Here is a 21,770-nt window from a genome sequence, read left to right as displayed (position 1 = left end):
TGTCGGCCACTCCATCACGATCTTCCGCCGTCCCTAGCGCGCGTGGCCGCCCCGGCCACCACCGACCGGGTCATCGCCGCGGCGCTGCCCAGGTAGGCGGTGGGGTCGCAGAGCTCTTCAACGCGGTCGTCGCCGAGCACCGCCACGGCCTCCGGGTCGGCGCGCAGCGCGGTCACCAGGCCCTTGCCCGTGTCGATCGCCCGGCCGCAGGCGGCGTAGACGAGGTCGTGGGCGCGCTGGCGGCCGAGGGCGGGTGCCAGCGCCATCATGACCGCCTCCGCGACGACGAGCCCCCCGGTGAGGTCGAGGTTGGCGCGCATCCGCGCCGCGTCGACCCGCAGGCCGGACAGCACGTGCGCGGCCTGGGCCAGCGACGAGGACAGCAGGAGGAACGCCTCCGGGAGCACGGCCCACTCGACGTGCCACGGCCCGGTGGCGCGCTCGAAGTCCTGCACCATCGCGTCGAGCATGGCCGAGGCCTTGTCCCGCAGCAGCTTCGCGGCCGCGACCATCAGCTCGCTGCCGACGGGGTTGCGCTTCTGCGGCATGGTGGAACTGGCCCCGCGCCCCGGCGCGAACGGCTCGGCCAGCTCGCCGAACTCCGTCGAGCAGCTCATGGCGACGTCCGCGCCGATCTTGCCGACCGACCCGCCGATCGCGGCCAGCAGCCCGACGACCTCGACCAACCCGTCACGGGCGACGTGCCAGGTGATCCCGGGGTCGCGCAGGCCCAGCTCGGCGGCCAGCTCCGCGCGCACCCGCAGGCCGTCGGCGCCGGGACCGAGCGCGGCCAGCGTCCCGGCCGCGCCGCCGAACTGCACCATCAGGTCCCGCTGCCGCACGGCGGCCAGCCGCTCGGCGTGGCGGTCCAGCGCCGACAGCCACACCGCCACCCGGTAGCCGAAGGTGATGGGCAGCGCGTGCTGGAGGTGCGTGCGCCCGGCGGCGACCGTGTCGGCGTGCGCGGCGGCCAAGCGCCGCAGGTGCTCCCGCAGGCGGTCCAGCGCCGCGGCGATCAGCTCCAGCCCCTCGGCGCACCGCAGGGAGGTCGCCGTGTCCATGATGTCCTGGGTGGTGGCGCCCCAGTGCAGGAAGCCGCCCGCGTCACCGCACTGCTCGGCGAGCTGGGTGACCACCGGGAGCACCGGGTAGCCGACGTTCCCGGTGTCGCGGCGCAGCCGCTCGCGGTCGAGCCTGGCGGCGTCGCAGGAGGCGGCGATGGCTCGCGCCGCCTCCTGCGGGATGATCCCGACGCGCGCCTGCACGCGCGCCAGCGCCACTTCGACCCGGACCAGTTCGTCCACATAGGACTCGTCGGAGAACACCTCCCGCATCTCCGGAGTGCCGAACATGTCGCGGAACAGCAACGAGTCGAAGACCGTGGCCGCGCTCACCGGGCACCGCCGGTCGCCACGTTGACGGCGACGTACTTCTGCTCCAGGTACTCGTCGATGCCGCTGTCGCCGCCCTCGCGGCCGATGCCGGACTGCTTCACGCCGCCGAAGGGCGCGCTGGGGTCGGAGACGTAGCCCCGGTTGAGCCCGACCATGCCGGTCTCCAGCCGCTCGCTCATCCGCAGCGCCCGGTCCAGATCGCGGGTGTAGAGGTAGCCGACGAGGCCGAACTCGGTGTCGTTGGCGGCGCGCAGCGCTTCGGCCTCGGTGGTGAACGTCCGGATCGCCGCGACCGGGCCGAAGATCTCCTCCTCGGTGATCCGGCAGCCCTCGGGGACGTCGGTGAGCACGGTCGGCGGGTAGAAGTAGCCCCGACCGGCGGGCAGCACGCCCCCGGCGCGCAGGCGGCCCCCCGCGACGACGGTGTCGTCGACCAGGTCCGCGACGCGGCGGCGCTGGCGCTGGTCGATCAGGGGGCCGAGGTCGCAGGCGGGGTCCGTGCCCGCGCCGACGGTGAGCTCGCCCATGCGCGCGACGAGCTTCTCGCTGAACTCCTCGGCGACGTCGGCGTGGACCAGGAAGCGGTTGGCGGCGACGCACGCCTCGCCGATGTTGCGGAGCTTGGCGATCATCGCGCCGTCGACCGCGGCGTCGAGGTCGGCGTCGTCGCAGACGATGAACGGCGCGTTGCCCCCCAGCTCCATCGAGGTGCGCAGGACGGTGCCCGCCGCCTGGGCGAGCAGCAGCCGCCCGACCGGGGTGGACCCGGTGAAGGACAGCTTGCGCAGCCTGCCGTCCCGCAGCAGGGGTTCGGTGACCTCGGCGGCCCGCGAGGTGGGGACGACGTTGAGCACGCCGTCGGGCAGCCCGGCTTCGCCGAGCAGCTCGGCCAGCGCGAGGGTGGTCAGCGGGGTCTGCGGGGCGGGCTTGACGACCATGGTGCAGCCCGCCGCCACAGCGGGCCCGATCTTGCGGGCGGGCATCGCCAGCGGCGCGTTCCACGGCGTGATCAGCAGGCACGGCCCGACCGGCTGGCGGGTGACCAGCACGCGCGCGGTGCCGTCCTCGCCGACCTTCCAGCTGCCGTCGATCCGGACCGCCTCCTCGCCGAACCAGCGCAGGTAGTTCGCGCCGTACTCGACCTCGGCGCGCGACTCGGCCAGCGACTTGCCCATCTCCAGGGTGATCAGCAGCGCGAACTCCTCGGCGCGCTCGACCAGCAGGTCGTGCGCGCGGCGCAGGACCTCGCCGCGGCGGCGCGGGGGCGTGGCGGCCCAGCTCTCCTGCGCGGCGACGGCGGCCTCCAGCGCGGCCATCCCGTCCTCGGGCGTGCCGTCGGCCACCTCGCACAGCGGCTCCCCGGTCGCCGGGTCCTCCACGACCAGCGTCCCGCCGCGGGCGGCCGGTCGGCTGCGCCCGTTGACCAGCACCCCCTTCGGGACGCGGCTGATGACGTCGTGCTCGGGCATGGAACCCACCTCTCTGCGAACCGGTCGGTGCGGGAACGGCTGCGGCAACGGTCACTGGGCGAGCGCGGCGACCATGGCTTCGGCCATGGGGGCGCTCGACGCCGGGTTCTGACCGGTGAACAGGTTCCCGTCGCGCACGGTGTGCGGCTGGTAGGCCGGTCCCTGCGAGTGCCGCGCCCCCTTCTCCCGCAGGGTGGCCGCCAACAGCCACGGAGCGCCCTCGGCGGTGCCGAACAGCTGCTCCTCCTCGTCGGTGAACGCGGTCATCTCCCGACCGGCGAACAGCCACCGGCCGTCCGCGTCGACGGCGGACAGCAGGCCGGCGGGCCCGTGGCAGACGGCTCCGATGAGCTTGCCGGAAGCGTCCGCGGCGGTGAGCAGCCGACCGAGGTCGGCGTCCTGGTACAGGTCGACCACCGGGCCGTGGCCGCCGGGCAGCACCACGGCGGCGTAGTCGTCGACGTCGACCCGGTCGAGCTTGAGCAGCGGCCCGAACTCGCGCAGCGCGCGTTCGGCGTGCGCCACGTGGTGCGCGCAGTCCGGTCCGGCGATCGCCGGGTCGGCGCTGTGCCGGTCCAGCGGCTGGAGCACGCCGCCGGGCGAGGCGAAGTCGACGGTGTGGCCCGCCTGGACGAACCTCTCGTGCGGGGCGGCCACCTCCTCCGCCCAGTAGCCGGTCGGGTAAGCCGAGCCGTCGGTGCGGACCCAGGTGTCGGCGGCGGACATGACGATCAGGATTTTGCTCATGAGCGGTCTCCACAGGTTTCGCGTCGTTCGGGGGAACACCCCGGAATCGGGTCTCGCGGAAATCGCCGACCGATTCCGGGGCGTGAATTCGTCGCGGCATCCGGCCCGCCGCGCGGGCGGCGCGTCAGGCGGCCGGGAAGTCCGTGGCGGGCGCGGTCGCCGCGGCGGCGTCGAGGTTCGCGCGCAGGGCGTCGACCTTGGCGGTGGCGTAGGCGTGGGAGTCCGAGCCCAGCAGCTGGCGCAGCGGCCCGCCGCCCTCGACCACGTTGGCGATGATCCGCTCGGCGCCCCTGACCGGGTCGCCGAGCTGGCTGCCCTGCAGCTGGAGGTGGTTGGCGGTCATCTCGCGGATGGCCGGGTAGGCGTCCGTGGTGGCGGCGGGCAGCGCGAGCGAGTCCCGGGTGAGGAAGTCGGTGCGGAAGTAACCGGGCTCGACGATGGTGACCCCGACGCCGAAGTCGGCGACCTCGGCGGCGAGCGCCTCGCTCAGGCCCTCCAGGGCGAACTTGCCCGCGCAGTACAGGCCCCAGCCGGGCACGGCGGTCAGCCCGAGCACCGACGACACGTTCACGACGTGGCCACCGCGCTGCTCGCGCAGCACCGGCAGCGCGGCGCGCAGCACGTTCCACACACCGACGACCTGGACGTCGAGCATGGCCCGGACGTCGCGGTCGGTGGTCTCCTCCACCGCGGCCAGGAAGCCGTAGCCCGCGTTGTTCACCACGACGTCGAGGCCGCCGAAGCGCTCCGCCGTCCGGGCGACGGCCTGGCCGACGGCCGCTTCGTCGCGCAGGTCGACGGCCAGCGGCAGCAGCCGCGTCGTGTCGACGCCCTCGCCGAGCGCGGCGAGCAGCCGTTCGGTGGAGCGCGTGGTCGCGGCCACGTTGTCGCCCCGCGCCAGCAGCTGCTTGACGACTTCGAGCCCGAGACCGCGCGAGGTGCCGGTCACGAACCAGGTCGCGGGCCGATCCACCGGAAAACCCATCTCAGTGTCCTCTCATGATTTCGGAAAATCTCGGACCGGGCATTTCCCGGTGCCGGCATGACATAACCGTAGGACACCGGAAATCGGCGTGGGCGCTTATTTCAGGCCCTCCGCGGACTCGGACGGGGCAACCTAGGACTCAGCGGTCCACCCGGCGGCGCGCGAGTGCGGCGACAATCGGGTCCATGGCCGGGACGAACCGCGAACTCGCCGATTTCCTGCGCCGGGCGCGCAGCCAGGTCGACCCGTCACGGGCGGGACTGCCACCCGACGGCCGGGTGCGCCGGGTGCCCGGCCTGCGCCGCGAGGAGGTCGCGCTGCTGGCCGGGGTGTCCACCGACTACTACGCCCGGCTGGAGCAGGGCCGCCGCATCACGCCCTCCGCTGCGGTGGTGGAGGCGGTCGGGCGCGCCCTCGGGCTCGACGCGGCGGGCCGCGCGCACCTGGCGGACCTGATCGGGCTGTCCTCGGCCCCCGCGTCGCGCCGGGGCCGCCGCGGCGTCCAGCGCGTGCGCCCCGGTCTCCACCAGCTCATCGACGCGCTGGACGGTGAACCCGCGCTCGTGCTCGGGCGCCGCACCGACGTGCTCGCCGCCAACCGGATGGCCAGGGCGCTGTTCACCGACTTCGACGAGATCCCGCCCGGACAGCGCAACTACGCGCGCTGGATGTTCCTCGACGAGGACGCGCGGTCGCTGTTCGTCGACTGGCCCGACCAGGCGCGCGCCGCGGTCGAGAGCCTGCGGTTCGAAGTCGGCCGCGACCCCGACGACAGCCGCACCACCGCGCTCGTGGCCGAGCTGCGCGAACGCAGCCGCGAGTTCGACCAGTGGTGGGAGCAGCACCGGGTGCACCAGCGCACGCACGGCTCCAAGCGCCTGCGGCACCCCCTCGTCGGCGACCTGACCGTCGAGTACGAAACCCTGGCCCTGCCCGGTGACCCGGACACCACCCTGTACGTCTACACCACCGAGGCGGACTCGCCCTCGCGGCGGGCCATGGACCTGCTCGCCAGTTGGACCGCGTCGGGTCCCGGCGGGCACCCGGCGCACCGGGGCCACCACCGGGCCGGTCTCGGTGCCGATTCCCGTGTCGAGCGGTGACGGCCCGGCGGGCCGGTGCGGCGTTGACGATCCCTCCGCCGACGACGCGGCCGCGCGCGGTGCGGGGCTCGGGCACCCGCTGCGCGGAGCGGGTGGCGCGACGAACATTTAGTTGAGGAATCAACCAGCCCGGTGGCGCGTTCCAGGGGTGTGAAGAAAATCGGCTTCCTCTCCTTCGGACACTGGTCGGACAGCCCGCACTCGCGGACGCGCACGGCGTCGGACACGCTGCTGCAGTCCATCGACCTCGCCGTGGCCGCGGAGGAGCTCGGCGCGGACGGCGCCTACTTCCGGGTGCACCACTTCGCCAGGCAACTGGCCTCGCCGTTCCCGCTGCTGGCCGCGATCGGCGCCAAGACCGAGCGCATCGAGATCGGCACCGGCGTGATCGACATGCGGTACGAGAACCCGATGTACATGGCCGAGGACGCGGGCGCGGCGGACCTCATCGCGGGCGGCAGGCTCCAGCTCGGCATCTCCAGGGGATCGCCGGAGCAGGTGATCGACGGGTGGCGGTACTTCGGCTACCAGCCCGGCGATGGCGAGACCGACGCCGACATGGCCCGCAAGCACGCCGAGGTGCTGCTGACCGTGCTGCGGGGCAAGGGCTTCGCCCAGCCCAACCCGCGCCCGATGTTCGCCAACCCGCCGGGGCTGCTGCGCGTCGAGCCGCACTCGCCGGGGCTGCGGGAGCGGATCTGGTGGGGCGCGGGCTCCAACGCCACCGCCGTCTGGGCGGCCGAGCAGGGCATGCACCTGATGAGCTCGACGCTGAAGAACGACGAGGGCGGGGCGCCGTTCCACGTGCAGCAGGCCGAGCAGATCCGGGCCTTCCGCGAGGCGTGGTCGGCGGCCGGGTGGCAGCGCGAGCCGCGCGTCTCGGTCTCCCGCAGCATCTTCGCGATCACCTCCGACCTCGACCGCGCGTACTTCGGCGGCGACCGCGACAGCTCCGACCAGATCGGCTACATCGACGCCGACACCAAGGCGATCTTCGGCCGCTCCTACGCCGCCGAGCCCGACGAGCTGGTCGAGCAGCTGGCCGGGGACGAGGCGATCGCCGAGGCCGACACGCTGCTGCTGACCGTGCCCAACCAGCTCGGCGTCGACTACAACATCCACGTGCTCGACAGCATCCTCACCCACGTCGCCCCGGCGCTGGGCTGGCGCTGACCCCGACCGGCGCCTGCCCGCGGTTCAGCGCCGGGCCGCGCCTCGGGAGCGCTGGTGCGGGTCGCCGTGGACGTGCGTGCGCATCCCCTGCGGGTCGAACAGGATGAGCAGCTCGACCGCGCCGCCGTCGGCGCTGCCCAGCCAGTGCGGCAGGGAGGTGTCGAACTCGGCCGCCTCGCCGGGCGGCAGGGTCAGGTCGCGCTCGCCCAGGAGCAGCCGCAGGTGCCCGTTGAGCACGTACAACCACTCGAAGCCGTCGTGGGTCTGCGGGGTCGGTTCGAGGGGTTGCGGCCGGGCTGGGATGACCATCTTGAACGCCTGCACCCCGCCGGGTCGCCGGGACAGGGGCACGAAGGTCATCCCGAACCGGTGGATCGGGGTGAGGTGGATGCGGGGGTCGCCGGTGCGCGGGGCGCCCACCAGGTCGTCCAGCGGAACGCCGTAGGTGCGGGCCAGTGGCAGCAGCAGCTCCAGGGTCGCCCGGCGCTGCCCGCTCTCCAGCCTGGACAGCGTGCTCTCGGACACCCCCGTGGTCGTCGCCAGCTCGGCGAGGGTGATGCCGCGGTGGCGGCGCAACGCGCGCAGCCGCGGCCCCACCGCGTCGAGCACGTCGCCTGTCTCGGGGTCCACGAGCCCATCTTGCCAGAAGCGCAAGTTTTCGTGCCAAATCGGGGGACTCCCGGTGAGACTGGGGCGCACACCGACGAGGAGGAGCCCTGATGAACGCCACCGACGAGGTCACGTTCTGGGACGACATGCACGCGTCCCGACCGGCGACCACCGGGCCGCGCCCGAACGCCCGCCTCACCGAAGTGGTCGCGGACCTGCCGCCCGGCGACGCGCTGGACCTCGGGTGCGGCAACGGCGGTGACGCGCTGTGGCTGGCGGACCGGGGGTGGCGGGTCACCGCCGTCGACATCTCGGCCGTCGCGGTCCAGCGGCTGGCCGACCTCGCCCGCTCACGCGGGCTCGACGGCCGCGTCACCGCCGTGCGGCACGACCTGGGCGGGGCCTTCCCCGAGGGCGAGTTCGACCTGATCTGCGCCCACTACCTGCACACCCCCTTCGCCCTGGACCGGGCGGCCGTCCTGCGCGCGGCCGCGCACGCGCTGCGCCCTGGCGGGCGGCTGCTGGTGGTCGACCACGGCTCGACCGCGCCGTGGTCGTGGAACCAGGACCCCGACGCCCACTACCCGAGCCCGCAGGAGGTCGCCGGGGACATCGCCCTGGACGCGGCGGGCTGGACGGTCGAACGGGCCGACGCGCCCCGCAGGATCGCGACCGGACCGGACGGGCGCACCGCCGAGGTCGTCGACCACGTCCTGCTCATCCGCCGCACCGCCTGAGCACGCGAGCGACCACCATGCCCACCGAGCACCGCCGCGACACCCCACCACCCCGAACCGGGACCGGCGAGATCGAGGTCCTGCGCGGCTTCCTCGACTACCTCCGGACCTCGATCGCCGCGAAGGTCGACGGGACACCCGAACCTCAGGTCCGGGCCCCGGCGGTGCCGTCCGGCACGAACCTGCTCGGCCTGCTCAACCACCTGACCCACGTGGAACGCGCGATGTTCCTCGCCGAGGACGTCACCGACTGGCAGGCGACGTTCCGGGCGGCACCGCAGGACGGCGTCGCCGAGGTGGTCGCCCGCTACCGCGAGGCGGTCGAACAGGCGAACGCCGTCATCGACGGGTGCGCCGATCCCAGCGCCCCGCTCCCCCGAGCACGCGCGGGCCGCCCGGCGCCCAGCCTCCGCTGGGCGCTCGCCCACATGATCGAGGAAACCGGCCGCCACGCGGGTCACGCCGACATCCTCCGCGAGCTGATCGACGGCACGACCGGGCGCTGATCTCCGTCGCTCTTCCCCGGTTCCGGCACACGGCGGGATGATCTCTTGCCACTATGGTCGCCGCTCATCGGCGGCGTGCGCGCCGCCGCGCCGGAAACCCGCGGAGGTCTTGTCGTGTCGGCCGAGTTCGACCAACTCGTCGCCCAGTTCGAGCAGTTCCAAGCCAAGCTGCACCGAGTCGACCAGCAGGTCGACGGCATCGGGGAGATGCGGCGGGATCTGGCGGCCTTGGAGGCGGTCGCCATCTCGCCGGACCGCGCGGTGACCGTGGTGGCGGGACCGTCGGGGGCGATCAAGGACATCCGGCTGGCCGACCACGCCATGCGCCGCCCGCCGCAGGCGCTGGCCTCGGCGCTGATGGCGACCCTGCGCCAAGCCGTGGCCGAAGCCGCGCGCCGCCAAGCGGCGATCGTGGAGAACGCGCTCGGCGACGACATGCGCCTCACCGACCAGGTGCTGGAAACGCAGGCCGAGCTGTTCGGCGTCACGCCGCAGGAGCTGCGCGTCATGACCGAGCAGGCACCGGGCCAGGTGCCGCCGCCGGTCGGTCCGCCGCCGGTGGCGCCCCCTCCGCCGCTCGGTCCCCCGGCGGCGCGACCGGGAGCGCACCGGATGCCGCCTCCTCCGCCCACCCGACCGGCCCCTCCGCGCCGACCCGCGCCGGTCGAGGAACCGGAGGACTTCTCGCAGCGCCGGTTCCTCCGCGACGACGACCGTCCCGCACCGCCACCACCCGGCCCCGCCCAGAAGCAGGACGACCGCTTCCTCAACCTCTACAACGAGGAGGACATGTGATCTCCGCCCGCGACCGGCGAAGGAGCGCGCGATGAGCGGCGGTTTCCACGTCAGCCCCGAGGAGCTGCGGGCGTTCGCGGACAAGCTGGACGGCCACCGCGGCACCGCGGGCGAGATCGCGGGCCTCGTGGCCAAGTCGGACGTGGGCGACAAGTCGTGGGGCGTTGTCGGCCTGTTCGTCAAGGACCGCTACACCCGGATGCTGAACGACCTGGAGGATCTGTTCACCGCCATGCAGGAGGGCCTGCGGTCCGGTTCGGACAAGTTCCGGGGCGCGGCGCAGGACTACGCGGACCAGGAGGAAGCGGTCAAGCGACTGCTGAGCGGTCTGCAAGTCGAGCTGGACGGCAAGTAGGGGCGGGGCATCCACTGTGGCGGAAGTGAAGACCACGGCGGGCGGCGTCGAGATCACCGTCGGCGAGAAGGACACCAGCCAGAAGATGGCGGAGGCCGCTCCCTTCTACGGCAACTACCTCAAGACCGCGGAGGCGCTGGGCAAGGCCCAGCAGGACGGCGGCGCGGAGGTGACCGGCCTGGCCTCCGAGGCCACCGGCCTGATCGGAGCGCTGGGCACGTCGGCCTACGGCATCGCGACCGACCCGATCGGCTGGCTGGTCGGGCAGGGGCTGAGCTTCTTGATCAGCGTCGTGCAGCCGCTGGAGGACGCGATCCACTTCGTCAGCGGCGACGGCCCCGCGCTGGCCCAGGCGGCCGAGAACTTCGACGCCATCGCCAAGGGCGTGGCCGAACTGCGCCAGAAGTTCGACGAGGACCTGCGCAACTCGGTGACGAACTGGGGCGGTCCCGCGTCCGACGCGGCGGGCACGAAGCTCGGCGAGTTCGCCAGCGGCATCGACGGCGTCGCCGGCCAGGCTGGTGAGATCGCTCAGATCCTCCAGATCTCCAGCATGATCATGACCATCGTCGAGGACTTCATCAAGGCGATCCTCACCGAGCTGATCACCTGGCTGATCATGATCTGGATACCCGCGCTGGCGGCGGCCGTGCCCAGCTTCGGTGCCTCGACCGCCGCCGCGGGCGCCGCGACCGGCGTGCGGGTCGCGGCCACCGGCAGCCGAGTGGCCCGGATCGTGGCCAAGCTCAAGGACTTCCTGAGCAGGATTCTCGACTTCCTGCGCAACCTGAGCAGCCGGGTCGGCAACGTGAGGGCCGCGTTCCAGCGTTCCATGGCCAACAAGCAGGTCAGGCACGCCACCGCGGTCGACATGCAGGCGAAGAAGCTGTCCGGCAGCAACTCCCCGATGGTGAAGCTCTGGGGCGAGAACGGCATGCTCGGCGAGCGAATGCAGGACGGGTTCGGCCGGTCCATGGGGACCGCGTTCACCGATGCGGTGGTGTCACAACTGGGTGCAGGCAAGCGTGACAACGCCGGTATCGACAAGCCGCTGCGCAACTACGGCGCGGGCCAGAAGGCGGCCGACTACGACGACACGGGCGCTGATCAACCGAAGCAGGAAACCGAGGGGTATCTGGACATCTGATGGACGACCTCCTGGATTTCGCACCCATCATCGCCGTCACCCTCGGTCTACTCGGCCTGCTCGGCCTGCTGCGGTGGTGGGCGTGGCGCGGTGAGCGCAAGGAAGGGCGGAAACATGTCGAAGCCCTGTCCGCGTTGGTGGGCGGCCTCGGCGGGAGGGTGGTCGTTGGCCGCGTCGAGTCCCGCGCGTGGTCGGCCCATCTCCTGCCGCCGATGACAGCCGACACCGAAGGCTTCTTCGCTTGGTTGGGCGTGGTTCGGTGGCCCCGCTTCGAGATCGCTGTGGACTTCCGGCGAGGCGAGTGGCCGGTGCGCGTGAGCGAGGCGTCCATGAAGAAGACGAACGGGACCCCGTCCTACGAGCACAGGATCGAGGTGGCCACCTCGCCTCTGCCCGCGACGAGGATCTGCAAGCGCGTCTACCCCGAGTCCAGGCGCACATGGCTGTTCAAGAACGTCCAGGTCGTCGGCCCCGCAGGCGAACCACCGCTGACGGCGGAGCGGGACCAGCAGCAGTGGTTGCGAGTCGTGCTGCCGGAGGCGCTGGACCGGGAGTTCACCGTCTTCAGCACCGACCCCGTCACCGTGCGGCGGATGTTCACCCCCCAGGTCGTCGAGTGGATGCTCGACCGGACCGGCTCTCCCGGCACGAGCGCGATGCCGTTCGCGCTGACCTTCGAAGCCGGATTCGCCTACACCGTCGAGCACGGCCGGATCGCCCCGGACCGCCTCCTGCCCCAGGTCGACGCCATCCTCGGCCTGCTCGACCGGATGCGCGCCGCACCGGCCCACCCGCCCGCCCCGGTCTGACGCGGGTGCGGTGCGAAAAGGACGAGCCCGGCCGATCGCTGTGGATCGGCCGGGCTCGTCCGGTGACGCGGATCAGGCGAGGTCGAACCGGTCGAGCTCCATGACCTTGGTCCAGGCCGCCACGAAGTCCGCCACGAACTTCTCGCGGGCGTCCTCGCTGGCGTAAACCTCCGACAGTGCCCGCAGCTGCGAGTTGGAGCCGAAGATGAGGTCGACCGCGGTGGCGGTCCACTTCAGCTCGTCGGTGGACGCGTCGCGGATCTCGTACACGTTCTCCTCGGACTCCGACGCCTTCCACCGGGTGCCCGGCGAGAGCAGGTTGACGAAGAAGTCGTTGGTGAGCACGCCGGGCCGGTCGGTGAACACGCCGTGCCTGGCGTCGCCGTAGTTGGCGCCGAGGGAGCGCAGGCCGCCGACGAGGACGGTCATCTCGGGCGCCGTCAGGTTGAGCATGTAGGCGCGGTCGACGAGCAGCACCTCGGGCTGGAGCTTCTCACCGGCGCGCACGTAGTTGCGGAAGCCGTCGGCGCGCGGTTCGAGGACCTCGAACGACTCGACGTCGGTCTGCTCCTGCGTGGCGTCGGTGCGGCCGGGGCGGAACGGCACGGTCACCTCGAAGCCCGCGTCGCGCGCGGCCTTCTCGACGGCGGCCGAGCCCGCCAGCACGATCAGGTCGGCCAGCGAGATCTTCGCGCCGCCCGCCTCGTTGAACTCGCGCTGGACGCCTTCGAGGACCTCCAGGACCTTCGCGAGCTGCTCCGGCTGGTTGACCTCCCAGTTGCGCTGCGGCTCGAGTCGGATGCGGGCGCCGTTGGCGCCGCCGCGCTTGTCGGTGGAGCGGAAGCTCGCGGCCGAGGCCCAGGCGGTGGCGACCAGCTGGGCGGTGGTGAGGCCGGATTCGAGGACCTTCGCCTTGAGCTCGGCGATGTCGGCCTCACCCACGAGCTCGTGGTCCACGGCGGGCACGGGGTCCTGCCACAGCTGGGCCTCGGGCACCCACGGGCCCAGGAAGCGGCTGACCGGACCCATGTCGCGGTGCAGCAGCTTGTACCAGGCCTTGGCGAACGCCAGCGCGAACTCGTCGGGGTTCTCCAGGAAGCGGCGGGAGATCTTCTCGTACGCCGGGTCGACGCGCAGCGACAGGTCGGTCGTGAGCATCGTCGGCTTGTGCTTCTTCGACGGGTCGTGGGCGTCCGGGATGATCTCCTCGGCGTCCTTGGCGACCCACTGCTTGGCGCCGCCGGGGCTGGTGGTCAGCTCCCACTCGTAGCCGAAGAGGATCTCGAAGAAGCGGTTGCTCCACTGGGTCGGCTTGTCGGTCCAGGTGACCTCCAGGCCGCTGGTGATGGTGTCGGCGCCCTTGCCGCTGCCGTGGGTGCTCAGCCACCCCAGGCCCTGCGCCTCCAGCGGGGCGCCCTCCGGCTCCGGGCCCACGTTGCCGTCGGCGGGGGCCGCGCCGTGGGTCTTGCCGAAGGTGTGGCCGCCCGCGATGAGGGCGACGGTCTCCTCGTCGTTCATCGCCATCCGGCCGAAGGTCTCCCGGATGAAGTGGGCCGCCGCCAGCGGGTCGGCGTTGCCGCGCGGACCCTCCGGGTTGACGTAGATCAGGCCCATCTCGGTGGCGCCGACCTCGGGCGCCATCTCCTTGTCGGAGAGGTAGCGCTCGTCACCCAGCCAGGTGTCCTCCGGGCCCCAGAAGATCTCCTCGGGCTCCCAGACGTCCTCGCGGCCGAAGCCGAAGCCGAAGGTCTTGAAGCCCATCGACTCCAGGGCGACGTTGCCCGCCAGCACGAGCAGGTCGGCCCACGAGATCTTCTGGCCGTACTTCTGCTTGACCGGCCACAGCAGCCTGCGCGCCTTGTCGAGGTTGGCGTTGTCGGGCCAGCTGTTGAGGGGGGCGAAGCGCTGACCGCCGTCGCCCGCGCCGCCGCGGCCGTCGTGGATGCGGTAGGTGCCCGCGGCGTGCCAGCTCAGGCGGATCATCAGACCGCCGTAGTGGCCGAAGTCGGCGGGCCACCAGTCCTGCGAGGTGGTGAGCACCTCGACGATGTCGCGCTTGAGCGCCTCGACGTCGAGCTTGGCGAACTCCTTGGCGTACTGGAACTTCTCGCCCAGCGGGTTGCTCTTCGAGGAGTGTGCGTGCAGCACCGAGAGGTCGAGCTGGTTGGGCCACCAGTCCCGGTTGGTGCGCGGGCGGCCGCCGGTCTTCGGGGTCGGCGAGTCGATCGCCGGGTTCTCGCTCTCGCTGCCGTGCGCGGTCACGGAGTCGTGCGCGACCGGGCAGCCGGCCGCGGCCTTCTGGTCCACGCCCTGCGCGCTGGCGGGGGGCGTGGTCCTGGGGTCGCTCATCTACTTCCTTCCGAGTGGCGGTTCGTTGGCGGTTCGTTCGGCCGCGCAGTCGGGGCAGGTGCCCCAAAAGACGACCTCCGCCTCGTCGACCACGTAGCCGTGGTCGTCCGAGGCGGTGAGACAGGGGCTGGGGCCGACGGCGCAGTCGACGTCCGCGATCTCGCCGCAGGAGCGGCACACGACGTGGTGGTGGTTGTCCCCCACGCGGGACTCGTAGCGGGCGGTCGCGCCCGCGGGCTGGATGCGCCGCACCAGGCCCGCGTCGGTCAGCGCTCGCAGCACGTCGTAAACCGCCTGGTGGGAGACCTTCGGGTGGTCCACCCTCACCAGTTCGATCACGGTCTCGGTGTCGACGTGCGGGTGGTCGCGCAACGCCGCGAGCACCGCCAACCGGGGGCGGGTCACGCGCAGCGAGGCCGCCCGCAGCCGCGCCTCGAAGTCGGACGTCACACGATGACCATAAGGTGCTTGACTGGAACTAATCAAATTTAGCTCGGTCACACCACCGCGGCCGGTCGCTCCCGCCGGTGCTCCGCCGCGCGGGTCAGCCGCTTCGCCCTGGTGGGCGTGCCAGGCCTCCGACCAGGTCGGCACCGCGCCGGGCGCCCCCGCCCGCGCGGATCGCGGCGCGCATCCGGTCGAGGTTGGCCCGGACGGCGCTGTCCGCGCTGACCCGCTCGACCGCCGCCCGCAGGTCGGCCACGTCCGTCAAGCGCTCGCCCAGGCCGAGTTCCTGGATACGGTCGGCGTTGGCGGCCTGTTCGGGTGTCCTCGGGACCGCGACGAGCGGGACGCCGCAGTACAGCGCCTCCATCGTCGAGTTCATCCCGGCGTGCGTGACGAACGCCTGTGCCCGCCGCAGGACCGCGGGCTGCGGGAACCAGCTCCGGACCTCCACGGTGGCAGGCACCGGGCCCGCGTCGGGAGCGGTCATGGCCACCTGCCACGTCCCGTCGCCGAATGCCGCGACGCAGGCCCGGTAGAACGCGGGATCGGTCATGATCGAGCCGAGGGAGACGTAGAGCAGCGGCAGGTCGGGGTGCTCGGGCGACCAGGGTTCGTCGGCGCGGCGCCCGAGCAGCGGACCGAGGAAGTGGAACGTCTCGTCGAAGGTCTCCCCGGCGGGCTGGAACCGCCTGGGCACGAACACCAGGTTCACCTCCTCGGGCACGTCGAGCGTGCCGCGCACGTCGAGGTCGACCCCGTACCGGGTGGCGAACTCCGCGCAGTCGTCCGCGACCACGTGCGCCGCGTCGGGCACCGGCAGCGCGAAGGACTCGTTTGACGCCAGGTGCGGCACGCACCGCACGGCCGGGATGCCCAGCTCCCCGGCCACCAACCGCGCGGGCCAGTTGGTCGCGTCGTAGCAGATCACGTCGGGGCGGCGGGTCCGGCAGCGGTCGAGCAGGACCGGGTAGACCGCCCGCATCGCCGCGAAGTAGTGCCGGAACCAGGCCGCCATGACGTCCGCGCCCACGGGCCGGAACGGCCGCAGCCCCGGCAGCTCCACCCAGTTCGCGCCTGCCGAGGTGACGGTCCCGGCGTTCTCCGGCCCGGTCGCGTAGTCGACCCGGTGACCGCGCGCCGCCAACTCCTCGACCAGGGCCAGCGTCGGGGTGATGTGGCCGTGGCCCGCCAGCGTGACGAAAAGAAGTCCCACAGGCCCCTCCTCCACCCGGTCGCACCTCGGGTGGAGCCTGTCGAGCCGGGGCGGGGGCCGCAACCCGATTCCACGGGCGGCGCGCTCCTGTCGGAGCCGTCCTCCTGCCATGCCCGCGACCGCACGACGTCCACGGCTCCGCCGTGAACGGAAAAAGGCAGGCCCGACGCCGTACCGCTCGCGTCGGGCCTGCCACTTCGGCGTTCCGGTCGATCGACCGCGCCTCAGCCGAAGTTCACGTCACTGCACCACATGTAGGCCTGGTCCAGGTGCGAAGCCTGCCAGATGGTGAACACGACGTGGTGACCCCGGTAGTTGCCGGAGGTCTGGACGTTGAACGAGATCTCCTTCGCCGGGGCGAACCGGCCGGTCTCCGTCACGAGGTCCAGGTTGCCCCAACCGAGGCGCTGGGTGGTGGGGTCGAACCCGTTCTTGCTGACGTAGACCTTGAAGTAGTCAGCACCGTGGCTGGCCTGGTCCTGCAGGCGCATCGTGAAGCTGCTGCCGACGTTGGTGGTCTTCCAGTTGCCGGGGGTGTTCAGGGCGTTGTTGCGGGACAGGGCGTTGCTGCACAGCTGCCCGTCCGGGGTCGAGCCCTGGAAGTTCCCGCGCAGGCCGTCCCGCAGCGCGCTCATCCAGTTCCACATGGTGTCGGGGTTGGCCTGGAAGGCCTGCCAGCACATGGGGTCCTGCTGCTGCATGGCGGGGTTGGTGTGCTGACTGCCCCACGTCTGCCAGCACTGGTAGGCACGGGTGGCAGGGCTGACGATGGTGCCGTGTGCCGAGGCCGTCGGCGTCCAGACGAACATGCAGGCCAGCGTGCTGACGATCAGCGCGATGATGGCCGGGCGCCTGGCAACGGACCCCGAGGTACTGCGCATACGCATGAATGGGCCTCCACTCTTCGGGTGTCTGAGCGGCGGTAATCGATATTGGGAGCGCTCCCAGCGCATCGTCAGCCTATACGTCACTCTACGAAACTTCAACGAAACATTGAGTGATGGTTACGAGCTGTTCCGCGCGTCGTCGGGCAACCGGCCGCCTTCCCTCCTGCGTCAGGCGGCTGAACTGCGGCGATCACGCACCGCGAGGGAGGTCGAGGAGCAAGTGTGAACGTGGCGTCACAGCCGTCTTAACTGATGTTCGGCTGATCGGCCCCGCCGGAGTTGCCCTGTACGCGGCACCGGCAGCGCTGCTCGGTCCTGCCGCTCCACTCGGGAAGTCGCCTCGCGGGCGCGTCAGTCGACGGCCGACTCCGGGGCGGTGGCGGTCCTGCCGCTGCGGAGACGGCGCACGCCTTCGACGATCCCGGTCACCAGGAAGGCCAGCCCGATGCCGACGGCGAAGGCGAGCAGGGCGTTGTCCTGGAACACGACTCCGCCGAGGTAGCCGGTGAGCGCGGTGTAAGCGCTCCAGGTGCTGGTGGCGACCCCGATGAACAGCGCGTACCTGCCCAGCGGGTAGTCGACCAGCCCGGTGGACAAGGTGGCCAGGTAGCGCCCGACCGGGATGAACCGCGTGGTCACCAGGATGAAGCCGCCACGGGCGTCGAGCTCGCGGGCGAACCAGTCGTGCGCGGCTCGCCGCTTGCTCCCCGGCGGCAGCCGCTTGAGCACGCGCGTGCCGAGCAGCCGCCCGGCGGAGTAGGGGACGAGATCGCCGAGGAAGGCGCCGAGCGTCGTGGCGGCGATGACGAGCACGATGTCGGTCGGCCCGGTGGCGGCGTAGACGCCCGCGAGGATCACGACCGGTTCGCTCGGGATCAGCGGGAGGAAGGAGTCGAGGAAGGACACCGCGATGAGCACGGCGTACAGCCACGGCGAGGTGATCAGCGATTCGGCGAGCTCGAGCCAGTCGATCACCGGCCGCCGCCCGTCATCGGCCGCGAGTGCGTCGTCATGGGGAATTCCTCCGGGAGGGTCCGGTCGTCAGAGGTCGACGGCGAGTCGGGGCGACAGGGCGCGGGAGACGCAGCAGTACATGCGGCCGGGCGGAGCGCCGATGTCGTCGCGGTGCTCCGGTTCCCCGCCGACGACGGGAATCTCACAACTGCCGCACACGCCCTCCCGGCAACCGGATGGCACCGGGAAACCGGCGTGGTTCAAGGCGTCCAGCACGGACTGCTCCGCACCGACCTCGACCGTCCGCCCGGATCGGACGCAGTCCACCAGGAACGCAGAGTTGAGGGCGAACTGCTTGGCCGCCGGGCGGAAGCGCTCCACGCGCAGCCGTGACGGCGGGAAGACCGCCTCGGCCGTGTCGATCATCGACGCCGGACCGCAGCAGTACACCAGCGCCAAGGGGTTCAGCGTGGCCGCGAGCGCGGCGAAATCCGGCCTGCCGTGCTCGTCGGTGGTGTGGATGCGGACCCTGTCGCCGTAGGTGGCGCGGAGTTCGTCGGCGAAGGGCATGGTGGCCGTCGACCTGCCCACGTACACCAACCTCGCCACGGCTCCCGCTTCGACCGCCGAGGCCAGCATCGGCACGATGGGCGTGATGCCGATCCCACCGGCGATGAACAGGTACTCCGCCGCAGGCGACAACGGGAAGTTGTTGCGCGGCAACGAGATTTCCAGGGTGCGGCCCGTGCGCAGGTACAGGTGGACGTACTCCGAGCCGCCCCGGCTGAGCGGGTCGTGGTGGACGGTGACGCGGTAGCTGTCCCGATCGGCGGGGTCGCCGCACAGCGAGTACTGCCGGGTCAGCCAGTTGGGCAGCACCAGGTCGACGTGCGCGCCCGGCTCCCAGGCGGCCAGCGGGCCGCCGTCACCGCGCAGGACGAGCGAGACGGCGCCCTCGGCGACCGGTTCCACCCGTTCGAGAACCGCTCGTTGCATGGTGGTCACCTCAGTACAGCTCCCGGTACTCGGCTTCGAGCATCCGCGTCACGACCGCCGGATCGATGTCGAGCCCCATCTGCTCGGCGGCGATCTCGCCCACGGAGGGCAGTTCCGCGGCCAGCGCCTGGCTCGCGGGGTCCCACAGCCGGGAGCGGATCAGCGCGCGCCCGCAGTGGAAGAAGACCTCGGCCACCTCCACGACGATCGCCAGCTGCGCGGCCTTGCCCTCGGTCCGCATCCGGGCGAGCACGTCCGGTTCGTCGGTGGGATACGCGCGGCCGTTGACGCGCAGCACCTCCCGCACGCCGGGGACGATGAACATCAACCCGATCCCGTCGTTCTCGGCGAGGTTGCGGAACGAGTCGGCGAGCTGGTTGCCCGGCCGGTCGGGGATCGCCAGCGTGCGCTCGTCGAGCACCTTGGCGAAGCCGGGGTAGTCGCCGCGCGGCGAGCAGTCGGGCAGCCCGGTGGCGTCCGAGGTGGCCATCGCCAGGAACGGGGCGTGGGCGATGAAGCGGCGGGAGTGCCGGTCGATCCGGTCGTGGACCTTGGACTTGATCAAGTCCTCGGGCTCCCCGATCCTGGCCCGCACCTCCTCGTGGGAGATCCGTCGTGGACGCGCCTTGAAAGCGACATCATTGCTGTTCATGGTGTTCTCGACAATCACTCGGTCGGCACGCCGGTCAGGCGGCGAGGACTTCCAGCGCGGCGGCGTGCACGCCGGGCGCGGCGGCGAGGTAGTCCCGGCTGGTGAGCCGCCACGGCTCGCCGTCGAGGTCGGTGACGACGCCGCCCGCTTCCCGGACCAGCAGGACGCCCGCCACGTGGGAGCGCACCTGGTCGAACTGCCAGTGCAGGTCCATCCGGCCCGCGGCGACCTGGGCGAGCTGGTGGGTCACCGGCACCGAGACGCGCACGTAGATGGCCGCCTTCACCATCGCGGCGAAGGAGGAGCCCATCCGCTCCGCGACGCCCGCGTCCTGGCCGGGCTTGGCCTGGCCGGTGCCGACCAGGGCGCCCTCCAGCGACGTCTTGTCCGACACCCGCAGCCGCACACCGTTGAGGAACGCCCCGCCGCCCTCGGTGGCTGTGAACATCTGGTCCAGCAGCGGGAAGTAGAGCACCGCCAGCACCGGGCGCCCGTCGCGGACCAGGCTCACGCCGACGTTCCAGTCGGTCATGCCGTGCACCGCGTTGATGTTGCCGCCGACCGGGTCGATGAGCCACCACTGGCCGGTGTCCAGCGGACCCGATCCGTGCTCGTCGTTGAGCCAGCCCGCTTCCGGCAGGATCCGCGCCAGCGCGGGCCGCAGCGCGTCGACCACGGCCGCGTCGTTGTCCTCGGCGGCCGCGAGGAGCTCGGCGAGCCCGGCTTGGCGCGTTTCGGTGGAGTAGCGCCGCAGCAGTCGTTCTCCGGCGCGGCGGACGGCCCCGGTGGTGGCCGCGAGCAGGTCTTCGGTCATCTGCTTCCCCTGTCCTCAGGTTCGGTGGTTCTTCGGTTGGGTAGGATTTGCCGCTGTGCAAGCAGATCTGAATCTGCTCACCGTGCTCGACGCCCTGCTGGAGGAGGGCAGCGTGATGGGCGCGGCCGAGCGCCTGCACCTGTCCTCACCCGCGGTCAGCCGCGCGCTCGGTCGGCTCCGCTCCGCGACCGGCGACGACATCCTGGTGCGCACGGGCCACACGATGACCCCCACGCCGTACGCGGTGGCCATCCGGGAGGACGTCCACCGGCTGGTCGGCCAGGCGCACCGGCTGCTCTCCCCGAGCAGGCGGCTCGACCTCGCGGAACTGGAGCGCACCTTCACGATCCAGTGCCACGACGTGCTGGCCACGACGCTGGTGCCGGTGCTGATCGGCAGGCTCCAGCAGCAGGCCCCCGGTGTGCGGCTGCGGGTGCTGGCCGAGCACTCCGGCGACACCGACGACCTGCGGCACGGCCGGATCGAACTGGCGCTCGGCGGTGACGCGCCGGAGCTGCCCGAGTTCCGGTCCGAGGTCCTCGGCCACGACCCGCTGGTCGTGGCGATGCGTCCGGGCCACCCCTGCGCCGACGGCCTCGACCTGCGCTCGTACGCGGCGCAGCCGCACGTGCTGGTCTCCCGGCGCGGCCGCCTCACCGCGCCGATCGACGACCTGCTGGCCGCCGAGGGTCTGCGCCGCCGCGTGGTCGCGGCCGTGGCGACCGTGCCCATGGCCCTGCAGGTGGTGGGTCGCAGCGATGTCCTGGTCACCACCACGGCGGTGCTGAGCCGTCCGCTCACCGAGGCGTTCGGGCTGATCACCCGACCGCTGCCGGTCGAGTTCCCCGCCGCGGCGATCAACTGCACCTGGCACCAGCGCTACGACTCCGACCCCGCCCACACCTGGCTGCGCGACCAGGTGCGGACCTGCCTCGCGGAGGTCGTCGCGGGCTAAGCGGCCAGCGGCAGCGCCACCGCGCCCGCGAAGCGGGGCGCCTCGGCCTCGTCGAGCATGGCCGCGGCGACGGTTTCCCGGCTGACCTTCGCGCCGAGGTCGAACGGCGGCGCGGCGTCCAGGCCGACCGTGCGCCGGTCGGGGCTCTCCGGTCCGTCGTCGAGCACCCCGGCGTGGAAGACGGTGCCCCCGGCGGCGAGGACGGTGTTGTCGGCCTCGACCTTGTCCGGAAGTCGGTCGCCCAGCAGTTCCACGAGGGTTGCGGCGGCGGCTCCGGCCGCGGCGGCGGACTCGCCCGTGCCGTACGCGCCGAGCCAGATGACGCGCCGAGGTTCGGCCGCGACGACCGCCTTGGCCCCCGCCGTGAGAATTCCCGGTCGGTCCGCGCCGAGGGCGGACAGGACGACGGAATTCCCGTCGACAACGGCGGCGACGCTCGCCGGGTCGTTCACGTCGGCCGCCACCTTGCGCAGGCGGGCGGCGTCCGGGAGGGCGATGCGCTCGGGTCTGCGGGCGATCGCGGTGACGGTGTGACCGCGTCGCAGCGCTCGTCGGGTGATCGCGAGACCGGTGCGGCCGGAAGCCGCGAGAACGATGAGGTGCATGCCGAAAACGCTAGAGAAATCTTCAATTCACATCAAATGCAAGATTGGCAAGAAGTGATTTACCGGAAC

General features: G+C 72.1%; 23 protein-coding genes. 9 read left to right on the top strand and 14 right to left on the bottom strand.

The annotated features are described in order from the left end of the window. Positions 1-14 precede the first annotated feature (14 nt). The 4 genes from IEZ00_RS23275 to IEZ00_RS23260 all read right to left on the bottom strand — a co-directional run bounded on the left by IEZ00_RS23275 (position 15) and on the right by IEZ00_RS23260 (position 4,595). Positions 15-1,394 carry a class-II fumarase/aspartase family protein gene (locus IEZ00_RS23275; RefSeq protein WP_229796011.1) on the bottom strand — a complete coding sequence of 460 codons (1,380 nt, stop codon included), beginning with the start codon at positions 1,392-1,394 and terminating at the stop codon, positions 15-17. After that, positions 1,391-2,872, bottom strand: coding sequence for an NAD-dependent succinate-semialdehyde dehydrogenase (locus IEZ00_RS23270; protein WP_229796010.1), 1,482 nt, complete (start codon positions 2,870-2,872; stop codon positions 1,391-1,393). The genes IEZ00_RS23275 and IEZ00_RS23270 overlap by 4 nt, the downstream gene beginning before the upstream one ends. A 42-nt stretch (positions 2,873-2,914) precedes the next feature. Next, entirely contained in the window at positions 2,915-3,610 is a 696-nt protein-coding gene (locus IEZ00_RS23265; protein WP_189225438.1) for a type 1 glutamine amidotransferase domain-containing protein, read from the bottom strand. A gap of 124 nt (positions 3,611-3,734) precedes the next feature. Beyond that, a complete protein-coding gene (locus tag IEZ00_RS23260) occupies positions 3,735-4,595 on the bottom strand; it encodes an SDR family oxidoreductase (RefSeq protein WP_189225437.1) in 861 nt (286 codons plus the stop codon). Between the two features lie 185 nt (positions 4,596-4,780). Here IEZ00_RS23260 and IEZ00_RS23255 point away from each other — a divergent pair, with 185 nt between their 5' ends. Together IEZ00_RS23255 and IEZ00_RS23250 are read left to right on the top strand one after the other, a co-directional pair. After that, a complete protein-coding gene (locus IEZ00_RS23255; RefSeq protein ID WP_189225436.1) occupies positions 4,781-5,698 on the top strand; it encodes a helix-turn-helix transcriptional regulator in 918 nt (305 codons plus the stop codon). Between the two features lie 150 nt (positions 5,699-5,848). Beyond that, complete coding sequence (locus IEZ00_RS23250) at positions 5,849-6,871, top strand: LLM class flavin-dependent oxidoreductase (RefSeq protein WP_189225523.1); 1,023 nt, start codon at positions 5,849-5,851, stop codon at positions 6,869-6,871. Positions 6,872-6,895: 24 nt separating this feature from the next. Here the strand turns inward: IEZ00_RS23250 and IEZ00_RS23245 are convergent, their stop codons facing one another. Then, entirely contained in the window at positions 6,896-7,501 is a 606-nt protein-coding gene (locus IEZ00_RS23245; RefSeq protein ID WP_189225435.1) for a helix-turn-helix domain-containing protein, read from the bottom strand. Positions 7,502-7,590: 89 nt separating this feature from the next. Here IEZ00_RS23245 and IEZ00_RS23240 point away from each other — a divergent pair, with 89 nt between their 5' ends. From IEZ00_RS23240 to IEZ00_RS23215, 6 genes are all read left to right on the top strand, one after another. Then, positions 7,591-8,217 carry a class I SAM-dependent methyltransferase gene (locus tag IEZ00_RS23240; protein WP_189225434.1) on the top strand — a complete coding sequence of 209 codons (627 nt, stop codon included), beginning with the start codon at positions 7,591-7,593 and terminating at the stop codon, positions 8,215-8,217. Between the two features lie 17 nt (positions 8,218-8,234). Beyond that, entirely contained in the window at positions 8,235-8,723 is a 489-nt protein-coding gene (locus IEZ00_RS23235; protein WP_189225433.1) for a DinB family protein, read from the top strand. A 114-nt stretch (positions 8,724-8,837) separates the two neighbouring features. Further along, positions 8,838-9,518 (top strand): YbaB/EbfC family nucleoid-associated protein, encoded by a 681-nt coding sequence (locus IEZ00_RS37830; RefSeq protein ID WP_189225432.1) that lies wholly within the window; start codon positions 8,838-8,840, stop codon positions 9,516-9,518. 31 nt (positions 9,519-9,549) lie between these two features. Next, positions 9,550-9,873 (top strand): WXG100 family type VII secretion target, encoded by a 324-nt coding sequence (locus IEZ00_RS23225; protein ID WP_189225431.1) that lies wholly within the window; start codon positions 9,550-9,552, stop codon positions 9,871-9,873. Between the two features lie 16 nt (positions 9,874-9,889). Continuing rightward, positions 9,890-11,020 (top strand): hypothetical protein, encoded by a 1,131-nt coding sequence (locus tag IEZ00_RS23220; protein ID WP_189225430.1) that lies wholly within the window; start codon positions 9,890-9,892, stop codon positions 11,018-11,020. After that, the gene (locus tag IEZ00_RS23215; protein ID WP_189225429.1) at positions 11,020-11,829 is read left to right on the top strand and encodes a hypothetical protein; all 810 of its coding nucleotides are present in this window, start codon (positions 11,020-11,022) and stop codon (positions 11,827-11,829) included. The genes IEZ00_RS23220 and IEZ00_RS23215 overlap by 1 nt, the downstream gene beginning before the upstream one ends. 72 nt (positions 11,830-11,901) lie before the next feature. On the opposite strand, the gene katG is transcribed toward IEZ00_RS23215, so the two are convergent. From katG to IEZ00_RS23175, 8 genes are all read right to left on the bottom strand, one after another. Then, positions 11,902-14,178, bottom strand: a complete 2,277-nt coding sequence (gene katG / locus IEZ00_RS23210) for a catalase/peroxidase HPI (RefSeq protein ID WP_189225428.1) — start codon at positions 14,176-14,178, stop codon at positions 11,902-11,904. Continuing rightward, entirely contained in the window at positions 14,179-14,628 is a 450-nt protein-coding gene (locus tag IEZ00_RS23205) for a Fur family transcriptional regulator (protein ID WP_189225427.1), read from the bottom strand. Positions 14,629-14,722: 94 nt separating this feature from the next. Then, complete coding sequence (locus IEZ00_RS23200; protein WP_229796009.1) at positions 14,723-15,838, bottom strand: macrolide family glycosyltransferase; 1,116 nt, start codon at positions 15,836-15,838, stop codon at positions 14,723-14,725. Positions 15,839-16,062: 224 nt separating this feature from the next. Then, positions 16,063-16,725 carry a lytic polysaccharide monooxygenase auxiliary activity family 9 protein gene (locus tag IEZ00_RS23195; RefSeq protein ID WP_189225425.1) on the bottom strand — a complete coding sequence of 221 codons (663 nt, stop codon included), beginning with the start codon at positions 16,723-16,725 and terminating at the stop codon, positions 16,063-16,065. A 351-nt stretch (positions 16,726-17,076) separates the two neighbouring features. Next, a complete protein-coding gene (locus IEZ00_RS23190; protein WP_189225424.1) occupies positions 17,077-17,700 on the bottom strand; it encodes a DedA family protein in 624 nt (207 codons plus the stop codon). Between the two features lie 66 nt (positions 17,701-17,766). After that, positions 17,767-18,675, bottom strand: a complete 909-nt coding sequence (locus tag IEZ00_RS23185; RefSeq protein WP_189225423.1) for a PDR/VanB family oxidoreductase — start codon at positions 18,673-18,675, stop codon at positions 17,767-17,769. 10 nt (positions 18,676-18,685) lie between these two features. Further along, entirely contained in the window at positions 18,686-19,327 is a 642-nt protein-coding gene (locus tag IEZ00_RS23180) for an MSMEG_1061 family FMN-dependent PPOX-type flavoprotein (protein WP_189225422.1), read from the bottom strand. A 34-nt stretch (positions 19,328-19,361) separates the two neighbouring features. Then, positions 19,362-20,141 (bottom strand): inositol monophosphatase family protein, encoded by a 780-nt coding sequence (locus tag IEZ00_RS23175; RefSeq protein ID WP_189225421.1) that lies wholly within the window; start codon positions 20,139-20,141, stop codon positions 19,362-19,364. Between the two features lie 55 nt (positions 20,142-20,196). Between IEZ00_RS23175 and IEZ00_RS23170 the strand changes: the two genes are divergently transcribed. Next, on the top strand, positions 20,197-21,096 hold the full coding sequence (locus tag IEZ00_RS23170) for a LysR family transcriptional regulator (RefSeq protein ID WP_189225420.1): 900 nt from the start codon (positions 20,197-20,199) through the stop codon (positions 21,094-21,096). Here the strand turns inward: IEZ00_RS23170 and IEZ00_RS23165 are convergent. Beyond that, positions 21,093-21,701, bottom strand: coding sequence for an NAD(P)-dependent oxidoreductase (locus IEZ00_RS23165; protein ID WP_189225419.1), 609 nt, complete (start codon positions 21,699-21,701; stop codon positions 21,093-21,095). The genes IEZ00_RS23170 and IEZ00_RS23165 overlap by 4 nt on opposite strands. Between the last annotated feature and the right edge of the window lie 69 nt (positions 21,702-21,770).

Origin of the sequence: Saccharothrix coeruleofusca, from assembly GCF_014648515.1 — a bacterium.
GTDB classification, from domain to species: Bacteria; Actinomycetota; Actinomycetes; order Mycobacteriales; family Pseudonocardiaceae; genus Actinosynnema; species Actinosynnema coeruleofuscum.
The sequence above is the reverse complement of the archived record's forward strand: the minus strand, read 5'-3'. Positions and strand labels throughout refer to the sequence as shown.